At 58.4% G+C, this 19,876-nt stretch carries 18 protein-coding genes; all 18 read left to right on the top strand.

Annotated elements, in window-relative coordinates; genetic code table 11:
• The first annotated feature begins 20 nt into the window (after window positions 1-20).
• Window positions 21-623 (top strand): NADH-quinone oxidoreductase subunit C, encoded by a 603-nt coding sequence (locus ACIQT8_RS05150; protein WP_138795568.1) that lies wholly within the window; start codon window positions 21-23, stop codon window positions 621-623.
• A complete protein-coding gene (locus tag ACIQT8_RS05145; protein WP_400964054.1) occupies window positions 620-1,048 on the top strand; it encodes a GFA family protein in 429 nt (142 codons plus the stop codon). The genes ACIQT8_RS05150 and ACIQT8_RS05145 overlap by 4 nt, the downstream gene beginning before the upstream one ends.
• A gap of 2 nt (window positions 1,049-1,050) precedes the next feature.
• Window positions 1,051-2,241, top strand: a complete 1,191-nt coding sequence (locus ACIQT8_RS05140) for an NADH-quinone oxidoreductase subunit D (protein ID WP_138795566.1) — start codon at window positions 1,051-1,053, stop codon at window positions 2,239-2,241.
• Window positions 2,241-2,501 carry a hypothetical protein gene (locus ACIQT8_RS05135; protein WP_138795565.1) on the top strand — a complete coding sequence of 87 codons (261 nt, stop codon included), beginning with the start codon at window positions 2,241-2,243 and terminating at the stop codon, window positions 2,499-2,501. The genes ACIQT8_RS05140 and ACIQT8_RS05135 overlap by 1 nt, the downstream gene beginning before the upstream one ends.
• 17 nt (window positions 2,502-2,518) lie before the next feature.
• Window positions 2,519-3,637, top strand: a complete 1,119-nt coding sequence (locus ACIQT8_RS05130; protein ID WP_262525354.1) for an NADH-quinone oxidoreductase subunit E — start codon at window positions 2,519-2,521, stop codon at window positions 3,635-3,637.
• A gap of 10 nt (window positions 3,638-3,647) precedes the next feature.
• Window positions 3,648-4,952, top strand: coding sequence for an NADH-quinone oxidoreductase subunit NuoF (gene nuoF / locus ACIQT8_RS05125; protein WP_138795563.1), 1,305 nt, complete (start codon window positions 3,648-3,650; stop codon window positions 4,950-4,952).
• Window positions 4,953-5,104: 152 nt separating this feature from the next.
• Entirely contained in the window at window positions 5,105-7,186 is a 2,082-nt protein-coding gene (gene nuoG / locus ACIQT8_RS05120) for an NADH-quinone oxidoreductase subunit NuoG (protein WP_262525355.1), read from the top strand.
• A gap of 12 nt (window positions 7,187-7,198) precedes the next feature.
• The gene (gene nuoH, locus ACIQT8_RS05115) at window positions 7,199-8,245 is read left to right on the top strand and encodes an NADH-quinone oxidoreductase subunit NuoH (protein ID WP_138795561.1); all 1,047 of its coding nucleotides are present in this window, start codon (window positions 7,199-7,201) and stop codon (window positions 8,243-8,245) included.
• Between the two features lie 36 nt (window positions 8,246-8,281).
• The gene (nuoI, locus tag ACIQT8_RS05110; protein WP_003502385.1) at window positions 8,282-8,773 is read left to right on the top strand and encodes an NADH-quinone oxidoreductase subunit NuoI; all 492 of its coding nucleotides are present in this window, start codon (window positions 8,282-8,284) and stop codon (window positions 8,771-8,773) included.
• 140 nt (window positions 8,774-8,913) lie between these two features.
• Window positions 8,914-9,528 carry an NADH-quinone oxidoreductase subunit J gene (locus tag ACIQT8_RS05105; protein ID WP_138795559.1) on the top strand — a complete coding sequence of 205 codons (615 nt, stop codon included), beginning with the start codon at window positions 8,914-8,916 and terminating at the stop codon, window positions 9,526-9,528.
• A gap of 28 nt (window positions 9,529-9,556) precedes the next feature.
• Window positions 9,557-9,865 carry an NADH-quinone oxidoreductase subunit NuoK gene (gene nuoK, locus ACIQT8_RS05100; protein ID WP_138795558.1) on the top strand — a complete coding sequence of 103 codons (309 nt, stop codon included), beginning with the start codon at window positions 9,557-9,559 and terminating at the stop codon, window positions 9,863-9,865.
• Between the two features lie 7 nt (window positions 9,866-9,872).
• Complete coding sequence (nuoL, locus tag ACIQT8_RS05095) at window positions 9,873-11,873, top strand: NADH-quinone oxidoreductase subunit L (protein ID WP_400964049.1); 2,001 nt, start codon at window positions 9,873-9,875, stop codon at window positions 11,871-11,873.
• Window positions 11,873-13,384 (top strand): NADH-quinone oxidoreductase subunit M, encoded by a 1,512-nt coding sequence (locus ACIQT8_RS05090; RefSeq protein ID WP_138795556.1) that lies wholly within the window; start codon window positions 11,873-11,875, stop codon window positions 13,382-13,384. The genes nuoL and ACIQT8_RS05090 overlap by 1 nt, the downstream gene beginning before the upstream one ends.
• Window positions 13,385-13,402: 18 nt before the next feature.
• Window positions 13,403-14,845: an NADH-quinone oxidoreductase subunit NuoN gene (gene nuoN / locus ACIQT8_RS05085; RefSeq protein ID WP_400964047.1), complete on the top strand. Its 1,443-nt coding sequence runs from the start codon at window positions 13,403-13,405 to the stop codon at window positions 14,843-14,845.
• Window positions 14,846-14,871: 26 nt separating this feature from the next.
• Entirely contained in the window at window positions 14,872-15,612 is a 741-nt protein-coding gene (locus tag ACIQT8_RS05080; protein ID WP_400964045.1) for a biotin--[acetyl-CoA-carboxylase] ligase, read from the top strand.
• Between the two features lie 202 nt (window positions 15,613-15,814).
• Window positions 15,815-17,482: a ribonuclease J gene (locus ACIQT8_RS05075; protein ID WP_400964043.1), complete on the top strand. Its 1,668-nt coding sequence runs from the start codon at window positions 15,815-15,817 to the stop codon at window positions 17,480-17,482.
• A gap of 233 nt (window positions 17,483-17,715) precedes the next feature.
• Window positions 17,716-17,985: a DUF1467 family protein gene (locus ACIQT8_RS05070; RefSeq protein ID WP_138795552.1), complete on the top strand. Its 270-nt coding sequence runs from the start codon at window positions 17,716-17,718 to the stop codon at window positions 17,983-17,985.
• A gap of 557 nt (window positions 17,986-18,542) precedes the next feature.
• A complete protein-coding gene (gene proS, locus ACIQT8_RS05065) occupies window positions 18,543-19,865 on the top strand; it encodes a proline--tRNA ligase (protein WP_400964041.1) in 1,323 nt (440 codons plus the stop codon).
• Window positions 19,866-19,876 lie beyond the last annotated feature (11 nt).

Raw genomic sequence — 19,876 nt, 5'->3', positions numbered from 1 at the left:
GGGCAAAGGACAGACAGGCAATGAGCGAAGCTCTCAAGGATCTTGCTGCTTACGTGAAGGAAGCGCGCGGTTCTCTGGTCGAGGCGGCTGACGTCGCCTTTGGCGAACTGACGCTGACGACGACGCCGGAGAGCGTCATCGCACTTCTGACGTTCCTTCGGGACGACGTGCAGTGCGGTTTCGTCAACTTCATCGATATCTGCGGCGTTGACTGGCCTCAGCGCGAAAAGCGCTTCGATGTCGTCTACCATCTGTTGTCGCCGCGCCAGAACATGCGCGTGCGCGTCAAGCTGCAGGTGGCGGAAGACGAGGGCGTGCCTTCGGCAACATCCGTTTTCTACGGTGCGGAATGGTTCGAGCGCGAAGCCTGGGATATGTACGGTATTCCATTCGAAGGTCACTCCGACCTGCGCCGCATCCTCACGGACTATGGCTTCGAAGGCCATCCGCTGCGCAAGGATTTTCCGGTTACCGGCTTCGTTGAAGTACGTTACGATGACGTTCTCAAGCGCGTTCTCTATGAACCCGTCGAATTGAAGCAGGAATTCCGTAGCTTCGATTTCCTTTCCCCATGGGAAGGCACGGACTACGTTCTTCCGGGTGACGAAAAGGCCAAGCAATGAGCGAAGCCGTTGCAACAGAGCAGGGACAATGTCTTTGCGGCGCCGTTCGCTTTACAGCGAAGGCTGGTGCCCGTGAATTCGGCGTTTGTCACTGCTCTATGTGCCGCCGTTGGTCCGGCGGAACATTCCTTGCTGTAGAATGCACCGAAGTTGCTTTCGAAAACGAGCAGAATTTGGGCGTCTATTCTTCCTCGGAATCGGGTGAGCGCTGCTTCTGCAAGAATTGCGGCAGCACGCTTCTGTGGCGTTCAAAGGACGGTAATCATTTTGCCGTATCGCTGCAGGCCTTCGACAACCCTTCCAGTTTCAAGTTTGCGTCGCAGATTTTCATCGATGAGAAGCCTTCCAGCTACTCTTTCGCTGAAACCACGCAAAACATGACCGGCCCCGAATTCATCGCCATGATTACCTCGGCGGAGCACTAAGAATGACAGAGCATAACGTCCGCAATTTCACGATCAACTTCGGCCCGGAACACCCGTCCGCGCACGGCGTGTTGCGTCTCGTTCTCGAACTCGATGGTGAAATCGTCGAGCGCGTGGACCCGCACATCGGCCTGCTGCACCGTGGTACGGAAAAGCTGATCGAAACCAAGACCTACCTTCAGGCGGTCCCGTATTTCGACCGTCTGGACTACGTTGCGCCGATGAACCAGGAACATGCTTTCGCGCTTGGCGTTGAAAAGCTGCTCGGCCTCGAAATTCCGATGCGCGGTCAGTTGATCCGCGTTCTCTACTCGGAAATCGGCCGTATCCTGTCGCATATCATGAACGTCACCACGCAGGCCATGGACGTTGGTGCCATGACCCCGCCTGTCTGGGGCTTCGAAGAGCGCGAAAAGCTGATGGTGTTTTACGAGCGTGCCTGCGGCGCGCGCATGCACTCCGCTTACGTTCGTCCAGGTGGCGTCCACCAGGACCTGCCGCCGGAACTCGTCGACGATATCGGCAAGTGGTGCGACCCGTTCATCACGGTTCTCGACAACATCGAAGGTCTTCTGACCGACAACCGCATCTACAAGCAGCGTAACGTCGATATCGGCGTCATCTCGCTGGAAGACGCGTTTGCCTGGGGCTTCACCGGCGTCATGGTGCGCGGTTCGGGCGCTGCCTGGGACCTGCGTCGCGCTCAGCCTTACGAATGCTACTCCGATCTGGAATTCGATATTCCGGTCGGCAAGAACGGCGACTGCTACGACCGTTACCTGATCCGCATGCAGGAAATGCGTGAATCGGTAAAGATCATGAAGCAGTGCGTCGAACTCCTCTCCGGCAAACATCGGATTGGCCCCGTGTCGTCGCTCGACGGCAAGGTGGTTCCGCCGAAGCGTGGCGAGATGAAGCGTTCGATGGAAGCGCTGATCCACCACTTCAAGCTTTACACCGAAGGTTACCACGTGCCGGCTGGCGAAGTGTACGCCGCCGTGGAAGCGCCCAAGGGTGAGTTCGGCGTCTATCTGGTCGCCGACGGCTCCAACAAGCCTTACCGCTGCAAGATCCGCGCGCCGGGTTATGCGCATCTGCAAGCCATGGATTTCCTCTGCAAGGGACATCAGCTTGCCGACGTAACAGCCGTTCTCGGCTCTCTCGACATCGTGTTCGGGGAGGTCGACCGCTGATGCGTTTGCCGCTGGCCATTCTGGCTCTTCTTGCTGCTTTTGCCACGCCTGTTCTCGCCCAGACTGCGGCGGGTGACGGCGTGTCTTCAAAGGCAAGCGGCGGTTCTTCGACCATCAAGCAGCTTCTGTCGTCAGGATACGAGATCAAGGCCTCGGTCCCGAACGGCAGCAAGTTCATTGTATTCATGCAAAAAGACAAGGCAGCTTACGCCTGTGAGTTCGTTACGGTGACGAATTCGCGGTGTGAGACGCTAAACTGAAAAAGGCGTGAGGAAGTATGTCCGTTCGTCGACTAGCCGAAGATCAGTTCCAGCCCACGGGTTTCGTATTCAATGCGGATAACACCGCCTGGGCGGAAAAGACGATCAAGAAATATCCGGAAGGACGCCAGCAGTCCGCGGTCATTCCGCTGCTCATGCGTGCGCAGGAACAGGATGGCTGGGTAACCCGCGCCTGTATCGAGAAGATCGCCGACATGCTGGATATGCCCTATATCCGCGTGCTCGAAGTTGCGACCTTCTACACCCAGTTCCAGTTGAAGCCGGTCGGCACGCGCGCCCACGTTCAGGTCTGTGGCACCACGCCCTGCATGCTGCGCGGTTCCGAAGCGCTGATGGATGTCTGCCGCAAGAAGATCCATCACGATCCGCTGCACACCAACGAGAGCGGCACGCTCTCCTGGGAAGAAGTCGAATGTCAGGGCGCCTGCGTCAACGCGCCGATGGTCATCATCTTCAAGGATGCTTACGAGGATCTGACGCCTGAGCGTCTGGAAGAGATCATCGATCAGTTCGAGGCAGGCAAGGGCGACACCGTCAAGACCGGTCCGCAGATCGATCGTCACCAGTCCGTTCCCGTCGGCGGCCTCACCACGCTGACCGAAGAAATCAAGCCGGATCGTTCGAACCTGGACAAGCCTGCCGAGGCGCCTGCCGCACCTGCTGCTGCCGCAGCGGCACCTGCGCCGTCTGAAGCTGCCAAGCCGAAGACGACTGCACCGGAAGCCGATGCCAAGTTGAAGACGCCGGTAACCGAGCCGAAGGCTGCGGAAGCAAACGTCAAGGCTGCCGAAAAGGAAGCGTCCGGCTCTGCCGAGACCGCAAAGCCTTCGCTCGACAGCAAGGATCGCCCAGCTGGTATCGAAAAGCCTGCAACGCCCGATGACCTGAAGCTGATCTCCGGCGTTGGCCCGAAGATCGAAGGCACGCTGCATGAACTCGGCATCTTCACGTTCGCGCAGATTGCTGCCTGGAAGAAGGCCGAATGCGACTGGGTTGATGGCTATCTGAATTTCAAGGGCCGTATCGAGCGTGACGAATGGCTCAAGCAGGCCGAGGCGCTCGCCAAGGGTGGCGAAGCCGAGTATATCAAGGTCTTCGGCAAGAAGCCGCGGTAAGAGGTGAAGTATGTTAAAAGATCAGGATCGCATCTTTACCAATCTCTACGGCCTCAAGGACAAGTCCCTGAAGGGTGTGCGGGCGCGCGGCCATTGGGACGGCACCAAGCAGATCATTGAAAAGGGCCGTGACTGGATCATCAACGAGATGAAGGCGTCCGGCTTGCGTGGCCGTGGCGGCGCTGGCTTCCCGACCGGTCTGAAGTGGTCCTTCATGCCGAAGGAAAACGACGGCCGTCCGCACTATCTCGTCGTCAACGCTGACGAATCCGAGCCCGGCACCTGCAAGGACCGTGAAATCCTGCGCAACGATCCGCATACGCTGATCGAAGGCTGCGTGATTGCCGGTTTCGCAATGGGTGCAAACACGGCGTATATCTACGTTCGTGGTGAATACATGCGTGAGCGCGAAGCCCTTCAGGCCGCGATCGACGAATGCTATGACGCCGGCCTGCTCGGCAAGAACAACAAGAACGGCTGGGATTTCGACGTTTACGTCCATCACGGCGCCGGCGCTTATATCTGCGGTGAAGAAACCGCGCTGCTCGAAAGCCTTGAAGGCAAGAAGGGCCAGCCGCGTCTGAAGCCGCCGTTCCCGGCCAACATGGGTCTCTACGGCTGCCCGACCACCGTGAACAACGTTGAGTCCATCGCCGTTGCTCCGACCATCCTGCGTCGTGGCGCTGCATGGTTCTCGTCCATCGGCCGTCCGAACAACGTCGGCACGAAACTGTTCATGGTTTCGGGTCACGTCGAGCGTCCGTGCACCTTCGAAGACGCGCTGGGTCTTTCGTTCCGCGAGCTGATCGAACACCACTGTGGTGGTATTCGCGGCGGCTGGGACAATCTCCTCGGCGTTATCCCTGGCGGCGCATCGTGCCCCATCGTTCGCGGTGAGGACATGAAGGATGCCATCATGGACTTCGACGGCATGCGTGAAGTCAAGTCGTCCTTCGGTACGGGCGGCATGATCGTCATGGACAAGTCCACCGACGTCATCAAGGCGATTGCCCGTATTGCAGCTTTTTTCAAGCACGAAAGCTGCGGCCAGTGCACGCCTTGCCGCGAAGGCACGGGCTGGATGTGGCGCGTTCTCGAGCGCATGGTCAAGGGCAACGCGCAGAAGCGCGAAATCGATATGCTGTTCGAAGTGACGAAGCAGATCGAAGGCCACACCATCTGCGCGCTCGGCGATGCGGCTGCATGGCCGGTTCAGGCTTTGATCCGCAATTTCCGTCCGGAAATCGAAAAGCGGATCGATCAGTATACCTACAGGGCCATGGATGATGGCGCTGTTCTCGAGGCTGCCGAATAATCATTCGGCAGTTGGCTGCGGCGCTGGCCCCAACCGGCGTCGAACCATCATGAAGCGTCTGGCTAACTCATTGAAGTGTTGGGCGTGATTAAGGATTTGTTGCGGACTGTGTGGGACACGGGACGAACAGGCAACAGGACGTAAGTAGAACCATGGCAAAGCTCAAGGTTGACGGTAAAGAGATCGAGGTTCCGGATCATTTCACGCTGTTGCAGGCGTGTGAGGAGGCTGGCGCCGAAGTTCCGCGCTTTTGTTTTCACGAGCGCTTGTCGGTCGCGGGTAACTGCCGCATGTGTCTTATCGAGGTGAAGGGCGGACCGCCCAAGCCTGCTGCATCCTGCGCCATGGGCGTGCGCGATATCCGCGGCGGCCCGAACGGCGAACTGCCGGAAGTTTTCACCAACACGCCTATGGTCAAGAAGGCCCGCGAAGGCGTGATGGAGTTCCTGCTCATCAACCACCCGCTGGATTGCCCGATCTGCGACCAGGGCGGTGAGTGCGACCTGCAGGACCAGGCTATGGCCTTCGGTATTGCCGGTTCGCGTTACGCCGAGAACAAGCGCGCGGTTGAAGACAAGTACATCGGACCGCTCGTCAAGACGGTCATGAACCGCTGCATTCACTGCACGCGCTGCGTCCGTTTCACCACGGAAGTTGCCGGCATTGCAGAGCTTGGCCTGATCGGCCGCGGCGAAGACGCCGAGATCACCACCTATCTCGAGCAGGCGATGACCTCCGAGCTTCAGGGCAACGTTGTTGACCTTTGCCCGGTTGGCGCGCTGACCTCCAAGCCATTCGCTTTCACGGCGCGTCCGTGGGAACTCAACAAGACCGAAACCATCGACGTCATGGACGCGCTCGGTTCGGCGATCCGTGTCGATACGCGTGGCCGTGAAGTCATGCGCGTCATGCCGCGCGTCAACGAAGCCATCAACGAAGAGTGGATTTCCGACAAGAGCCGCTTCATCTGGGATGGCCTGAAGACGCAGCGCCTTGACCGTCCGTATGTTCGCAAGGATGGCCGTCTGCAGCCTGCGACCTGGGGCGAAGCTTTCGGCGCGATCCGTTCCGCCGTCGGCTCAACCTCGGGCAGCAAGATCGGCGCAATCGCCGGCGATCTGGCCTCTGTTGAAGAAATGTTCGCGCTGAAGTCGCTTCTCGCATCGCTCGGCTCGGCCAACGTCGATTGCCGTCAGGATGGTGCAGCTCTCGATCCGTCGCTCGGCCGCGCCAGCTACCTGTTCAACGCCACCATCGAAGGCATCGAACAGGCTGACGCGCTGCTGATCGTTGGCGCCAACCCGCGTTACGAAGCGGCCGTTCTCAACGCCCGCATCCGCAAGCGCTGGCGTCGTGGCGGCTTCCCGATCGGTGTGATCGGTGAAGGCGGCGAACTGCGTTACGACTACGAATACCTCGGTTCCGGCGCAGAAACGCTGTCGGATCTGGCAAACGGCTCGCACAGCTTCTTTGACAAGCTGAAGTCTGCCAAGAACCCGCTGATCATCATCGGTCAGGGTGCTGTGGCGCGCGCTGATGGTGCTGCCGTTCTGGCCGCTGCTGCAAAGCTTGCCGTTTCGGTTGGCGCTGTCACCGAAGAGTGGAACGGTTTCTCGGTTCTGCACACGGCGGCTGCCCGCGTTGGCGGTCTGGATATCGGCTTCGTACCGGGTGAGGGCGGTGTTGCCGCTGCTGACATGGTCGCGTCGATGGACGTTCTCTTCCTGCTCGGTGCAGACGAGATCGACCTGTCGAACAAGGGTGCCAAGTTCACTGTCTACATCGGCAGCCATGGTGACCACGGCGCAATGCACGCCGACGTCATCCTGCCAGGTGCGGCCTATACCGAAAAGTCCGGTATCTGGGTCAACACCGAGGGCCGCGTTCAGGTTGGCAACCGTGCAGGTTTCGCACCTGGCGAAGCCCGCGAAGACTGGGCAATCCTGCGTGCGCTCTCCGACGTTCTCGGCAAGAAGCTGCCGTTCGACTCGCTGTCGGCTCTGCGCGGCCAGCTTTACGTTGCCCATCCGCATCTGGCTGAAACCGACGACGTCATTGCCGGCAATGGCAAGGATATCGAGGCACTGGCCGGCAAGGTTGGCTCACTCAACAAATCGGCGTTTGCCTCGCCGGTAAAAGACTTTTATTTGACGAACCCGATTGCGCGCGCCTCCGCTGTGATGGCCGAGTGCTCCGCATTGGCCCGCAACAACTTCAAGGCTGCGGCAGAGTAAGGGTAGGGGATTATGGAATCGTTTTTCTGGAGCTACGTCTGGCCCGCGCTGATTATGGTCGGCCAGTCCCTGCTGCTTCTCGTGTGTTTGCTGGTGTCCATCGCCTTCCTGCTGCTGGCCGACCGTAAGGTCTGGGCTGCCGTACAGTTGCGTCGCGGCCCGAACGTCGTTGGTCCCTTCGGTCTGTTCCAGTCCTTCGCCGACCTTTTGAAGTTCATTCTGAAAGAGCCGGTCATTCCGGCCGGTGCCAACAAGGCCGTATTTCTGCTGGCACCTCTGGTTGCCGTGACGCTGGCACTTGCCACTTACGCCGTTATCCCGTTTGCGGATGGCTGGGTGGTTGCCAACATCAACGTCGGCATTCTCTACATCTTCGCGATTTCCTCGCTTGAAGTGTACGGCATCATCATGGGCGGCTGGGCTTCGAACTCGAAGTACCCGTTCCTCGGCGCGCTTCGTTCCGCCGCGCAGATGGTCTCTTACGAAGTGTCCATCGGTCTCGTCATCGTCACCGTTCTGCTTTGCGTGGGTTCGCTGAACCTTACGGACATCGTTCTGGCACAGCGCACCGGTCTCGGCACGATGCTCGGCCTGCCGCCGTCGTTCCTCGACTGGCACTGGCTGTCGCTATTCCCGATGTTCATCGTGTTCTTCATTTCGGGTCTTGCCGAAACCAACCGTCCGCCTTTCGATCTTCCGGAAGCGGAATCGGAACTGGTCGCCGGTCACATGGTCGAATATGGCTCCACGCCGTACATGATGTTCATGCTTGGCGAATATGCTGCCATCGTTCTGATCTGCTGCCTGACGACGATCCTGTTCCTCGGTGGCTGGCTGCCGATCGTGGACGTCTGGTTCTTGAACTGGGTACCGGGCATCGTCTGGTTCGCGATCAAGGGCTGCATGGTCTTCTTCATGGTCGCTCTGGTTAAGGCTTTCGTTCCACGTTACCGCTATGACCAGCTCATGCGCCTTGGCTGGAAGGTGTTCCTGCCGCTGTCGCTTGCCATGGTTGTTATTGTTGCATTCGTATTGAAGCTGACGGGGTGGGCCGGTTGATGTCTGAACTCCTCGCTCAAAGAACTGGAGGTTGAGATGGCAAGCCTTTCCCAAGCCGTCAATTCGCTGTTCCTCAAGGAATTCGTCGGCGCAATCTTCCTGACGATGCGTCACTTCTTCAAGCAGAAGGCGACGGTGAACTACCCGTTTGAAAAGGGTCCGGTTTCTCCGCGCTTCCGTGGCGAACACGCTCTGCGCCGTTATCCCAACGGTGAAGAACGCTGCATCGCCTGCAAGCTGTGTGAAGCGATCTGTCCTGCTCAGGCGATCACCATCGAAGCTGGTCCGCGCCGCAACGACGGTACCCGTCGTACCGTGCGCTACGACATCGACATGGTGAAGTGCATCTATTGCGGTTTCTGCCAGGAAGCATGCCCGGTCGACGCGATCGTCGAAGGTCCGAACTTCGAGTTCGCAACCGAGACGCGCGAAGAGCTGTATTTCGACAAGCAGAAGCTTCTCGACAACGGCGACCGCTGGGAGCGTGAAATCGCGCGCAACCTCGCGCTGGATGCGCCTTATCGTTAAGGCGCAACCGTGTTCCGCGGAGCTTCGGCTTCGATGAACGTTGAGAGAGTAAATGCCTGTCCGGTGTTACCGGCAGGGACAAACGGGTGAGGGGACCGAGGAGGTCTTCTCTGCCCGGATGAGGACGAGAAGGCACCAACATGGGTCTGCACGCTATATTCTTTTACATATTCGCTTTCGTCGCGGTGGCGTCGGCGTTTCTGGTCATCGCATCGAAGAACCCGGTTCACTCGGTTCTCTTCCTGATCCTGACCTTCTTCAACGCGGCTGCGCTGTTCCTGCTGACGGGAGCCGAGTTTCTCGGCATGATCCTGCTGGTTGTTTATGTCGGCGCCGTGGCGGTGCTCTTCCTCTTCGTCGTCATGATGCTGGATGTCGATTTCGCCGAACTTCGCTCGGGCGTGCTGCAATATGCGCCTGTTGGCGCGTTGATCGGTCTTATCCTTGCGGCAGAGCTGATCGTCGTCATCGGCGGCAGCATGTTGTCGCCGCAGGCGGCCAAGTCGATCACCATGCCGATCCCGCCTGTCACTGAGCGCACCAACACGGCAGCTCTCGGCGACGTTCTCTATACAAACTACGTCTACTTCTTCCAGCTCGCGGGTCTCGTGCTGCTGGTCGCCATGATCGGCGCGATCGTGCTGACGCTGCGTCACCGCACCGACATCAAGCGGCAGGACATCTCCACCCAGGTCGGACGTGACCCCAAGACCGCCGTTACGACGGTCAAGGTCAAGCCGGGCCAGGGTATCTGAGGCGCGAACGGATCTAAGGAATATTAGAATGGAAATCGGTCTTTCCCACTACCTGACGGTCAGCGCGATCCTCTTCACGATCGGCGTCTTCGGTATCTTCCTCAACCGGAAGAACGTCATCGTCATCCTCATGTCGATCGAACTCATCCTGCTTGCGGTCAACCTCAACATGGTGGCGTTCTCGTCCTTCCTGAACGACATCGTCGGCCAGGTCTTTGCGTTGTTCATCCTGACCGTCGCTGCTGCCGAAGCGGCCATCGGTCTTGCAATACTCGTTGTCTTCTACCGCAACCGTGGATCGATCGCGGTGGAAGACGTCAATATGATGAAGGGCTGATAAGGCTATGATCTACAAGGCTATCGTCTTTCTTCCGCTGATCGGCTTCCTGATCGCTGGCCTGTTTGGCCGCTCGATCGGTGCCAAGGCCTCGGAATATGTCACCACCGGTCTGATGATCGTGGTCGCGGTCCTGTCGTGGATCGTGTTTGTGAATGTCGCGCTTCTCGGCCACGGTGAGGGCGGCGAAATCATCAAGGTCAGCGTCATGCGCTGGATTCAGTCCGGCGGCATCGATGTCGAGTGGGCGTTCCGTATCGACACGCTGACGGCTGTCATGTTCGTCGTGGTCAACACGGTGTCCTGTCTCGTGCACCTGTATTCGATCGGATACATGCACCACGATCCGCATCGTCCGCGCTTCTTCGCATACCTGTCGCTCTTCACCTTTGCGATGTTGATGCTCATCACCTCCGACAACCTGCTGCAGATGTTCTTCGGCTGGGAAGGCGTGGGTCTGGCGTCCTACCTTCTTATCGGTTTCTGGTTCAAGAAGCCGTCCGCATCGGCTGCGGCCATGAAGGCTTTCATCGTCAACCGCGTTGGTGACTTCGGCTTCATCCTCGGCATTTCCGGCGTCTTCGTTCTGTTCGGCTCGATCAACTTTGAAACGATCTTTGCTGCCGCCTCGACCTATCTGCCGGCTGAAGGCGCTGCGTCCACCGACGCCGTCATCAACCTGTTCGGCATGAGCCTCGACAAGGGCCACGCCATCACCGCAGTCTGCCTGCTGCTGTTCATGGGCTCCATGGGTAAGTCGGCGCAGTTCCTGCTGCACACCTGGCTCCCGGACGCCATGGAAGGCCCGACGCCGGTTTCGGCGCTCATTCACGCCGCAACCATGGTGACCGCCGGTGTCTTCCTCGTGGCACGCATGTCGCCACTGTTCGAACTGTCGCCGGATGCGTTGACCTTCGTTACGCTGATTGGTGCGATCACGGCGTTCTTCGCCGCGACCGTCGGTCTGGTTCAGAACGATATCAAGCGCGTCATCGCTTACTCGACCTGCTCGCAGCTCGGTTACATGTTCGTGGCGCTTGGCGTTGGTGCTTATGGTGCGGCCGTGTTCCACCTGTTCACGCACGCCTTCTTCAAGGCTCTGCTGTTCTTGTGCGCCGGTTCCGTCATCCACGCCGTCGATGGCGAGCAGGACATGCGTTACATGGGCGGCCTGCGTAAGCACATCCCGGTCACCTTCTGGACGATGACTGTCGGTACGCTCGCGCTGACCGGTGTTGGTTTCCCCGGCACGTCCATCGGCTTCGCTGGCTTCTTCTCCAAGGACGCCATCATCGAATCGGCATTTGCCTCGCATTCGAGCCTTGGCGGTTTCGCCTTCACGCTTCTCGTCATCGCTGCACTGTTCACCAGCTTCTATTCCTGGCGCCTGGCGTTCATGACCTTCTTCGGCAAGCCGCGCGCTTCCGCAGATGTCATGCACCATGTCCATGAATCGCCGATGGTGATGCTGCTGCCGCTGTTCATCCTGACCGCTGGCGCACTGTTTGCTGGTGTCGGCTTCGTCGAATATTTCTTCGGCCATCACTATGAGGAATTCTGGAAGGGTGCGCTGTTCACCGGTCCTGAAAACCACATCGTGCATGAGTTCCACAATGTTCCGAAGTGGGTGAAGTGGAGCCCGTTCGCAGCCATGGCTCTTGGTTTCGTGACGGCATGGTACATGTACATCAAGTCGCCGGAGACGCCGAAGCGTCTGGCCGAGACCCATCGTGGCCTGTACCAGTTCCTTCTCAACAAGTGGTACTTCGATGAACTCTATGACTTCCTCTTCGTCCGTTCGGCGAAGGCACTCGGCCGCTTCCTGTGGAAGAAGGGCGACGTGGCGGTCATCGATCATTACGGTCCGAACGGTATTGCAGCGCGTGTGGTTGATGTGACCAACCGCATGGTCCGCCTGCAGTCCGGTTACCTTTATCATTATGCCTTTGCGATGCTGATCGGCATCGCGGCGCTTGTCACCTGGATGATGCTCGGGAGTGCCTTCTGATGACCGATTGGCCCATTCTTTCAACGGTCACGTTCCTGCCGCTGGTCGGCGTGGTGCTGCTGCTGCTCACCAACGAGAACGGTCCTTACGGTCGCCGCAACATTCTCAATGTTTCGCTGCTGACGACCGTGTTCACCTTCATCGTTTCGCTGTTTGTCTGGATCGGGTTCGACAATTCGAACCCGGGCTTCCAGATGGTGGAGAAGCATGACTGGTTCGGCAACATTGCCTCCTACCACCTCGGCGTTGACGGCATCTCCATGCTGTTCGTCATCCTCACCACCTTCCTCATGCCGTTCTGCGTGCTGGCAAGCTGGGATTCGGTTGAAAAGCGCATCAAGGAATACATGATCGCCTTCCTTCTTCTGGAAGTCGTCATGATCGGCGTGTTCGTCGCGCTCGACACCGTTCTCTTCTACGTCTTCTTCGAAGCGACGCTGATCCCGATGTTTGTCATCATCGGCGTGTGGGGCGGCAAGGATCGCGTTTACGCATCCTACAAGTTCTTCCTCTACACGCTGCTCGGTTCGGTTCTGACGATGCTCGCCATCATGGCGATGTACTGGCAGGCCGGCACGACCGACATCACCGAGCTGCTGAAATACGGCTTCCCGGCCGGCATGCAGACCTGGCTGTGGCTGGCGTGCTTTGCAGCCTTCGCGGTGAAGATGCCGATGTGGCCTGTCCACACCTGGCTTCCGGATGCGCACGTTCAGGCTCCGACCGCTGGTTCGGTCATTCTGGCTGGCGTCATGCTGAAGCTCGGCGGTTACGGTTTCATCCGTTTCTCGCTCGCCATGTTCCCGCTGGCATCAGACTATTTCGCGCCGTTCGTCTTCACCCTGTCGGTTCTCGCCATCATCTACACCTCGCTGGTCGCGATGATGCAGGACGACATCAAGAAGCTGATCGCCTATTCCTCCGTTGCCCACATGGGTTACGTGACCATGGGTATCTTTGCCGCCAACGTTCAGGGCGTGCAGGGTGCGATCTTCCAGATGCTGTCGCACGGCATCGTCTCCGGCGCGCTCTTCCTTTGCGTCGGCGTCGTCTACGATCGTCTGCATACCCGTGAAATCGCTGCTTACGGCGGTCTCGTGAACAATATGCCGAAATACGCCGTGGCGTTCATGATCTTCACCATGGCCAATGTCGGTCTGCCGGGTACGTCTGGCTTCATCGGCGAGTTCCTGACGCTGGTCGGCGTGTTCCGCGCCAACACCTGGGTTGCTCTCTTCGCGGCAACCGGCGTCATCCTCTCGGCCGCCTATGCGCTGTGGCTCTACCGCCGCGTCATTTTCGGTGCGCTCGAGAAGGAAAGCCTGAAGTCGATGCTCGATCTGTCGACCCGCGAAAAGGTCATCCTTTATCCGCTGGTTGTCCTGACGATCTTCTTCGGCGTCTACCCGGCGCCGGTGTTCGATGCCACGGCTGCATCGGTTGATCTTCTGGTAAACAACTATACGGCTGCATTGCAGGCGGCGCAGAATGTTGCGCTCTCTATGAATTGACGACAGGACCCGTTGGACATGACCGCTGAAATTCTTTTTGCCAGTCTGCACATCGCGACGCCCGAGCTGATCCTTGCGGTCGGCGCACTGGCGCTGCTCATGATTGGCGTCTTCTCGGGCGACAAGTCGACGACGACGGTCACGGGCCTTTCCGTGGCGCTGCTTCTTGTCGTCGGTCTCTGGATCGTCTTCGCTCCCGCTTCGGGACTGGCCTTCGGCGGCGTTTACGTCGCCGATGCCTTCGGCAACTTCATGAAGGTTCTGGCGCTGATCGGTTCGATTACGGCGATGATCCTTTCTGTCGGCCAGAGCCGTTTCGAGCCGATCGGCCGTTTCGAATATCCGGTCCTGCTGGTGCTGGCGACGCTCGGCATCCTGCTGATGATTTCGGCCAACAACATGATCTCGCTCTACATGGCGCTGGAGCTGCAGTCGCTGGCTCTCTACGTCATCTGCGCGATCAACCGCGAAAGCCTCCGTTCGACCGAAGCCGGTCTGAAGTACTTCGTTCTTGGTGCACTGTCCTCCGGTATGCTGCTTTATGGCATGTCTCTGGTTTACGGTTTCACCGGCAACACCGGCTTTACAGAAATCGCTCAGGTTCTGACGGCTGAAACCCGTTCGCTCGGCCTCGTATTCGGTCTGGTCTTCGTTCTCGCCGGTCTGGCGTTCAAGATCTCGGCTGTGCCGTTCCACATGTGGACGCCGGATGTTTACGAAGGTGCACCGACCCCGGTTACGGCATTCCTTGCCGCTGCTCCTAAGATCGGCGCCATGGCAATCCTCGTGCGCATCGTCGTTGAAGCCTTCCAGCCGGTATTTGCCGACTGGCAGCAGATCGTCGTGTTCATCTCGATTGCTTCGATGCTGCTCGGCTCCTTCGCAGCGATCGGTCAGAAGAACATCAAGCGCCTGATGGCTTATTCCTCCATCGGTCACATGGGGTACGCGCTGGTTGGCCTGGCCGCCGGCACGGAGGCAGGCGTTTCCGGCGTCATCCTCTACATGACCATCTACATGGTCATGACGCTCGGCACGTTCGCCTGCATTCTTGCCATGCGTCGCAAGGAAATCGGCAACGTTGAAAATGTCGAGGATCTGGCTGGTCTGTCCTCCACCAACCCCTTCATGGCGGTGGTGCTGACCATTCTGATGTTCTCGCTCGCAGGCATTCCGCCGCTGGCCGGCTTCTTCGGCAAGTATTACGTCTTCCTCGCTGCCATCGAAGCCAAGCTCTATGCGCTTGCCATCATCGGTGTCATCGGTTCGGTTGTCGGCGCGTACTACTATATCCGCGTCGTCAAGGTGATGTGGTTCGACGAAGCCAAGGATAGCTTCGACCGTCCTGCTGGCGAACTGAAGATCGTTTATGCCTTCTCCGGTATCTTCGTTCTCGGCTTCATCCTGTTTGGTGGCGCCTTGGGCAACGCGGTTACCGCCGCAGCAAAGACGTTCTTTTGATTGATACGCTGAAAAACACGGGCCGGATGTCGATCGAAGACTTCCGGCACGAGGCGATGGCGGAAACGCCATCGACCAACATCGAATGTTTTGCCCGTGCGCGGGCAGGGGACAGCGGCAATCTCTGGGTTACCGCATCCCGCCAGACTGGCGGCAAGGGCCGCCGTGGCCGGCCCTGGGTTTCGGAACCCGGCAATCTCTACGCATCGCTTCTCCTCATCGATCCCGCGCCGATGGAGCATGTCGGCTCCCTGCCGCTCGCTTTCGCGCTAGCTGTATATCGCGCCGTTCGCTCTGTTCTGCCCACCGGCGGTGCTCCGCTCGAAATCAAGTGGCCGAACGACATCCTGATTGGCCGCAACAAGACCTGCGGTATTCTGATGGAAGCGGAAATTCTCCCCGATGGCCGCCGTGCGGTGGTGATCGGCATCGGCATCAATATCGCCCACAAACCCGATAATCCGCATTACCCTGTTACCATGCTGTCCGAGCATGGCGCTGCCTGCTCGCCGGACGAGCTCTTTGCGCATCTGTTTCGTGAGACGGCAGAGGTGTTGCAGGCGTGGGATCAGGGCAAAGGTGTCGCAGAAGTCATGACAGGCTGGCGCGCAGCCGCCTGTGGTATTGGTGAACGCATCACCGTGAATTTCCCGGACCGGTCTGTCGGCGGGCGTTTCGTCGGGATCGACGATCACGGTTATCTCTTGCTGGATGAGGACGATGGCCCAAGACGGGCAATTGCCGCCGGCGACGTATTTTTCGGGTAAGAGCCACGCGCTGCAACGGACGCGCCGTGCCTGCCCAAAAGGTTTGGAGTATCCCTGCTGCTCATGAAAAGCAGGGCGTCAGACCGGTTCCGCATCGGCCCGGTTGTCCTGACGCTTGATATGTCCGATGCTTTGACAATGGATACCGGGTTGCAGCCAGCCGCTGCGGCCCGCATGCCGTTATGAATGGACAAGAACAACAATGGCTATACAGGACGAACTCGTTTTCCTGCCGCTCGGCGGGGTCGGTGAAATCGGCATGAATCTGGCGCTTTACGGTTATGGACCGGCAAGCAAGCGCCAGTGGATCATGGTCGATTGCGGCGTTACTTTCGCCGGTCCCGATCTGCCGGGCGTCGATCTGGTGCTTCCCGATATCAGCTACATCGAGCAGCAGAAGAAAAACCTCAAGGGCATCATCATCACCCACGCCCACGAGGACCACTACGGTGCTCTGAACGACCTCTGGCCCGGCCTCAACGTGCCGGTCTATGCATCCGGCTTCACCGCCGGCATGCTCGAGGCTAAGCGCAACTATGAGGGTACACGCGCCGAAATTCCGATCACGCCGTTCAAGGCGGGCGACCGCATCAATGTCGGTCCGTTCGAAATCGAGGCTGTGGGCGTCAATCACTCTATTCCCGAGCCGATGTCGCTGGTCATCCGTACGCCGCTCGGCAATGTCATCCACACCGGTGACTGGAAGATCGACGAAGCGCCATCACTCGGGCCGTTGACGGACGAGGCACGGTTCCGCGCCATTGGTGAAGAAGGTGTCCTGGCGCTGCTTTGCGACAGCACCAACTCGGTTCGCGATGGTGTTTCGCCCTCCGAACATGAGGTATCCGAAGGTCTGCGGCAGATCATCGAAAATGCCGAAGGACGTGTGGCTGTTACCACCTTCTCCTCCAACGTCGGCCGTATCCGTTCCATCGCACAGGCGGCGGAGGCCGCAGGCCGCGAGGTGCTGCTGCTCGGTTCGTCCCTGAAGCGCGTCGTCAATGTCTCGCAGGACCTCGGCATCATGGAAGGTATCAAGCCATTCCTGGCCGAAGATGAGTACGGTTATATTCCGCGCGACAAGGTCGTGCTGATCCTGACCGGATCGCAGGGCGAACCGCGTGCCGCGCTCGCCAAGCTTTCTCGTGATGAAATGCGCAATGTCGCGCTTGCGTCTGGTGACACGGTCGTCTTTTCGTCGCGCGCCATTCCTGGCAATGAAAAGGCAATCATCGATATCAAGAACGGCCTGATCGAGCAGGGCATCCATATCGTGACCGATAACGAGGCGCTCGTGCACGTTTCCGGCCATCCGCGCCGCAATGAACTGCTGCGCATGTACGAATGGACCAAGCCGCAGATCGTCGTTCCCGTGCATGGCGAAGCCGCTCACCTGGTCGCCCAGAAGGAGCTTGCCGAGCAGGCTGGTATTCCGCAGGTACCGAAGGTCCGCAACGGCAACATTCTCCGCCTTGCGCCGGGTCCTGCAGAGGTCATCGACGATGCGCCGCATGGCCGTGTCTTCAAGGATGGCAAACTGATCGGCGACATGGACGAAATGGGCATCAGCGACCGCCGCAAGCTCTCCTTCGCTGGTCAAGTCTCCGTCAATGTCGTGCTGGACAGCCGGTTCGACTTCATGGGCGACCCCGATGTCGTGCCGTTCGGCCTGCCGGAGTTCGATGACGAAGGCGAAGACATGGAAGACACGCTGTACGACGCCGTTCTCGGCGCCGTTGAAAGCATTCCGCGTGCCCGTCGCAAGGATCTCGAAATGGTACGCGAAGCGGTGCGCCGCGCCGTTCGTGCCGCGGCAAATCAGGCCTGGGGCAAAAAGCCGATCGTTACGGTCTTCCTCACAAAGGTCTGATCGGCATACCGCGTTGGTGGGCAGGCTCCGTAACCGGGGCTTGCGCAGGAATGAGGCTGCATTCCGGTTTCCCGGCGAATGCGCTACAAGGATAAGCGGGATCAAACGCCGATTTGATCCCGCAGCACGTCGCGCAGAGCGGTGGTTTTGCGATAAACATATGCGCCAAAGAAAATAGCGCGGCGACGTTACCGTCTTCGGTTCCCGCCGTTTCGAAGTCTGGGAGGATATTCGTGCAGTGGCTTTCGGTTTTTGCCGTCTATTTCATCGTCTGGTGGACGGTTCTTTTCGTCGTTTTGCCGATTGGCCTGCGCACGCAGGCAGAAGATGGTGACGTTGCGCTCGGCACGGTCGCCAGCGCGCCAGCAAAATTCAGGGGGCTGCGCGTGCTGTTGATGACGACGGCGATTTCGGCATTTGTCTGCGGCATCTGGTACGGCGCATCCTGGTGGTTTGGTTTTACCCTGGATGATTTGCCACGCATCGTACCAGTCTACGACTGAAACCTGTCATATGGCTGTCATGAGTCTGGTGCTACGAGGAGCGCCAAACTCGTTCGGTTGACAATCACAATTTTACCGGATTGATGAAACGCAATTTTGCGTTGTTTTGAAAAAAGCAAAAAAAAACAAGGCATTTCAGCCTTGTTTTTTAGGTTTCGCGTGATCTGTAACCGTTACCGGGGCAGCGAACTAGCGCGCCTAAGATCTGATCCTCCCAAGACTGACCGCGAAAACGACAAGAATTTAGACTTCTTGCCTCTTTTGTGAGCTAAAATTAGCCTAATCCCCCAGGCTTGTCATCTAATTTTTTGCATATTTGTTACAGTCGGCAAAAAATTCTCTGCGTTTCAATTTGTCGCACCCAATCAAGAATAATATTCCGATCAAAGCGTTTTGTGAGAACCGCGTGTCTCAAAATTGTCATGAAAACGCCCTGCGGCCCGTTTCAACGGCGGGTTTTCTTCTTCACCCGAAACGGTTATGTACGGCGCCAATATCCCTTTATTAGAGGCGATTCCCGCGTCGGTGGGCTCTCGCCAGATACAATGGAAGCCGTCATGCGTCTCAGCCGTTATTTTATGCCCATCCTGAAGGAAAATCCCAAGGAAGCGGAGATCGTTTCTCACCGTCTTATGTTGCGTGCAGGCATGATCCGGCAGCAGTCCGCCGGCATCTATTCCTGGCTGCCGCTCGGCAAGCGTGTGCTGGACAAGGTCAACGCGATCATCCGCGAAGAGCAGAATCGCTCGGGCGCCATCGAGCTTCTGATGCCGACCCTGCAGTCTGCCGAGCTGTGGCAGGAAAGCGGTCGTTATGACGACTACGGCAAGGAGATGCTGCGCATCAAGGACCGTCAGGATCGTCAGATGCTGTATGGCCCCACCAATGAGGAGATGATCACCGACATCTTCCGTTCCTACGTGAAGTCCTACAAGAACCTGCCGCTGAACCTCTACCACATTCAGCTCAAGTTCCGTGATGAGGTTCGTCCGCGTTTCGGCACCATGCGCTCGCGCGAGTTCCTGATGAAGGACGCCTATTCCTTCGATCTGACGAAGGAAGGCGCGATCCATTCCTATAACAAGATGTTCGTCGCCTATCTGCGCACGTTCGAGCGTCTGGGCCTGCGCGCCATTCCGATGCGCGCCGACACCGGCCCGATCGGCGGCAATCATAGCCACGAATTCATCATTCTGGCCGATACCGGCGAGTCGGAAGTTTTCTGCCACAAGAGCTTCCTCGATCGCGCCATCCCTTCGGCCGATACGGATTTCGATGATGTGAATGCCCTGCAGGCCGTGTTCGACGAGTGGACGTCTGAATATGCCGCAACCTCGGAAATGCATGACGAAGCGGCTTATGATGCGATCCCGGACGGCGAGCGGCTTTCCGCACGCGGTATTGAAGTCGGTCACATCTTCTACTTCGGCACCAAATATTCCGAGCCGATGGGCGCCAAGGTTCAGGGCGCAGATGGCAAGGAACACCTTGTCCACATGGGTTCTTATGGTATCGGCCCGACGCGCCTTGTTCCCGCCATCATTGAAGCCTCGCATGACGAGAACGGAATCATCTGGCCTGCTTCAGTCGCGCCTTTCGACGTCGTCGTCATCAACATGAAGGCTGGCGATGCTGCCTGCGATGCGGCATGCGAAAAGCTTTATTATTCGCTCACAGCAGCGGGCAAGGATGTTCTCTACGACGACACGGACGACCGTGCGGGCCAGAAGTTTGCAACTGCCGACCTGATCGGCGTTCCGTTGCAGATCATCGTCGGTCCGCGTTCGGTTGCGAACGGCGAAGTCGAAGTCAAGAACCGCAGAACCGGCGAGCGCGAAACCGTTACGATCGAAGCTGCGATGAACAAGGTGCTTGGCTGAGAAGCCGGATC

Source organism: Agrobacterium sp. NPDC090273, assembly GCF_044772305.1.
GTDB lineage: Bacteria > Pseudomonadota > Alphaproteobacteria > Rhizobiales > Rhizobiaceae > Agrobacterium.
Note: the sequence above shows the minus strand (reverse complement) of the source record. Positions and strands in the feature narration are given on the sequence as shown.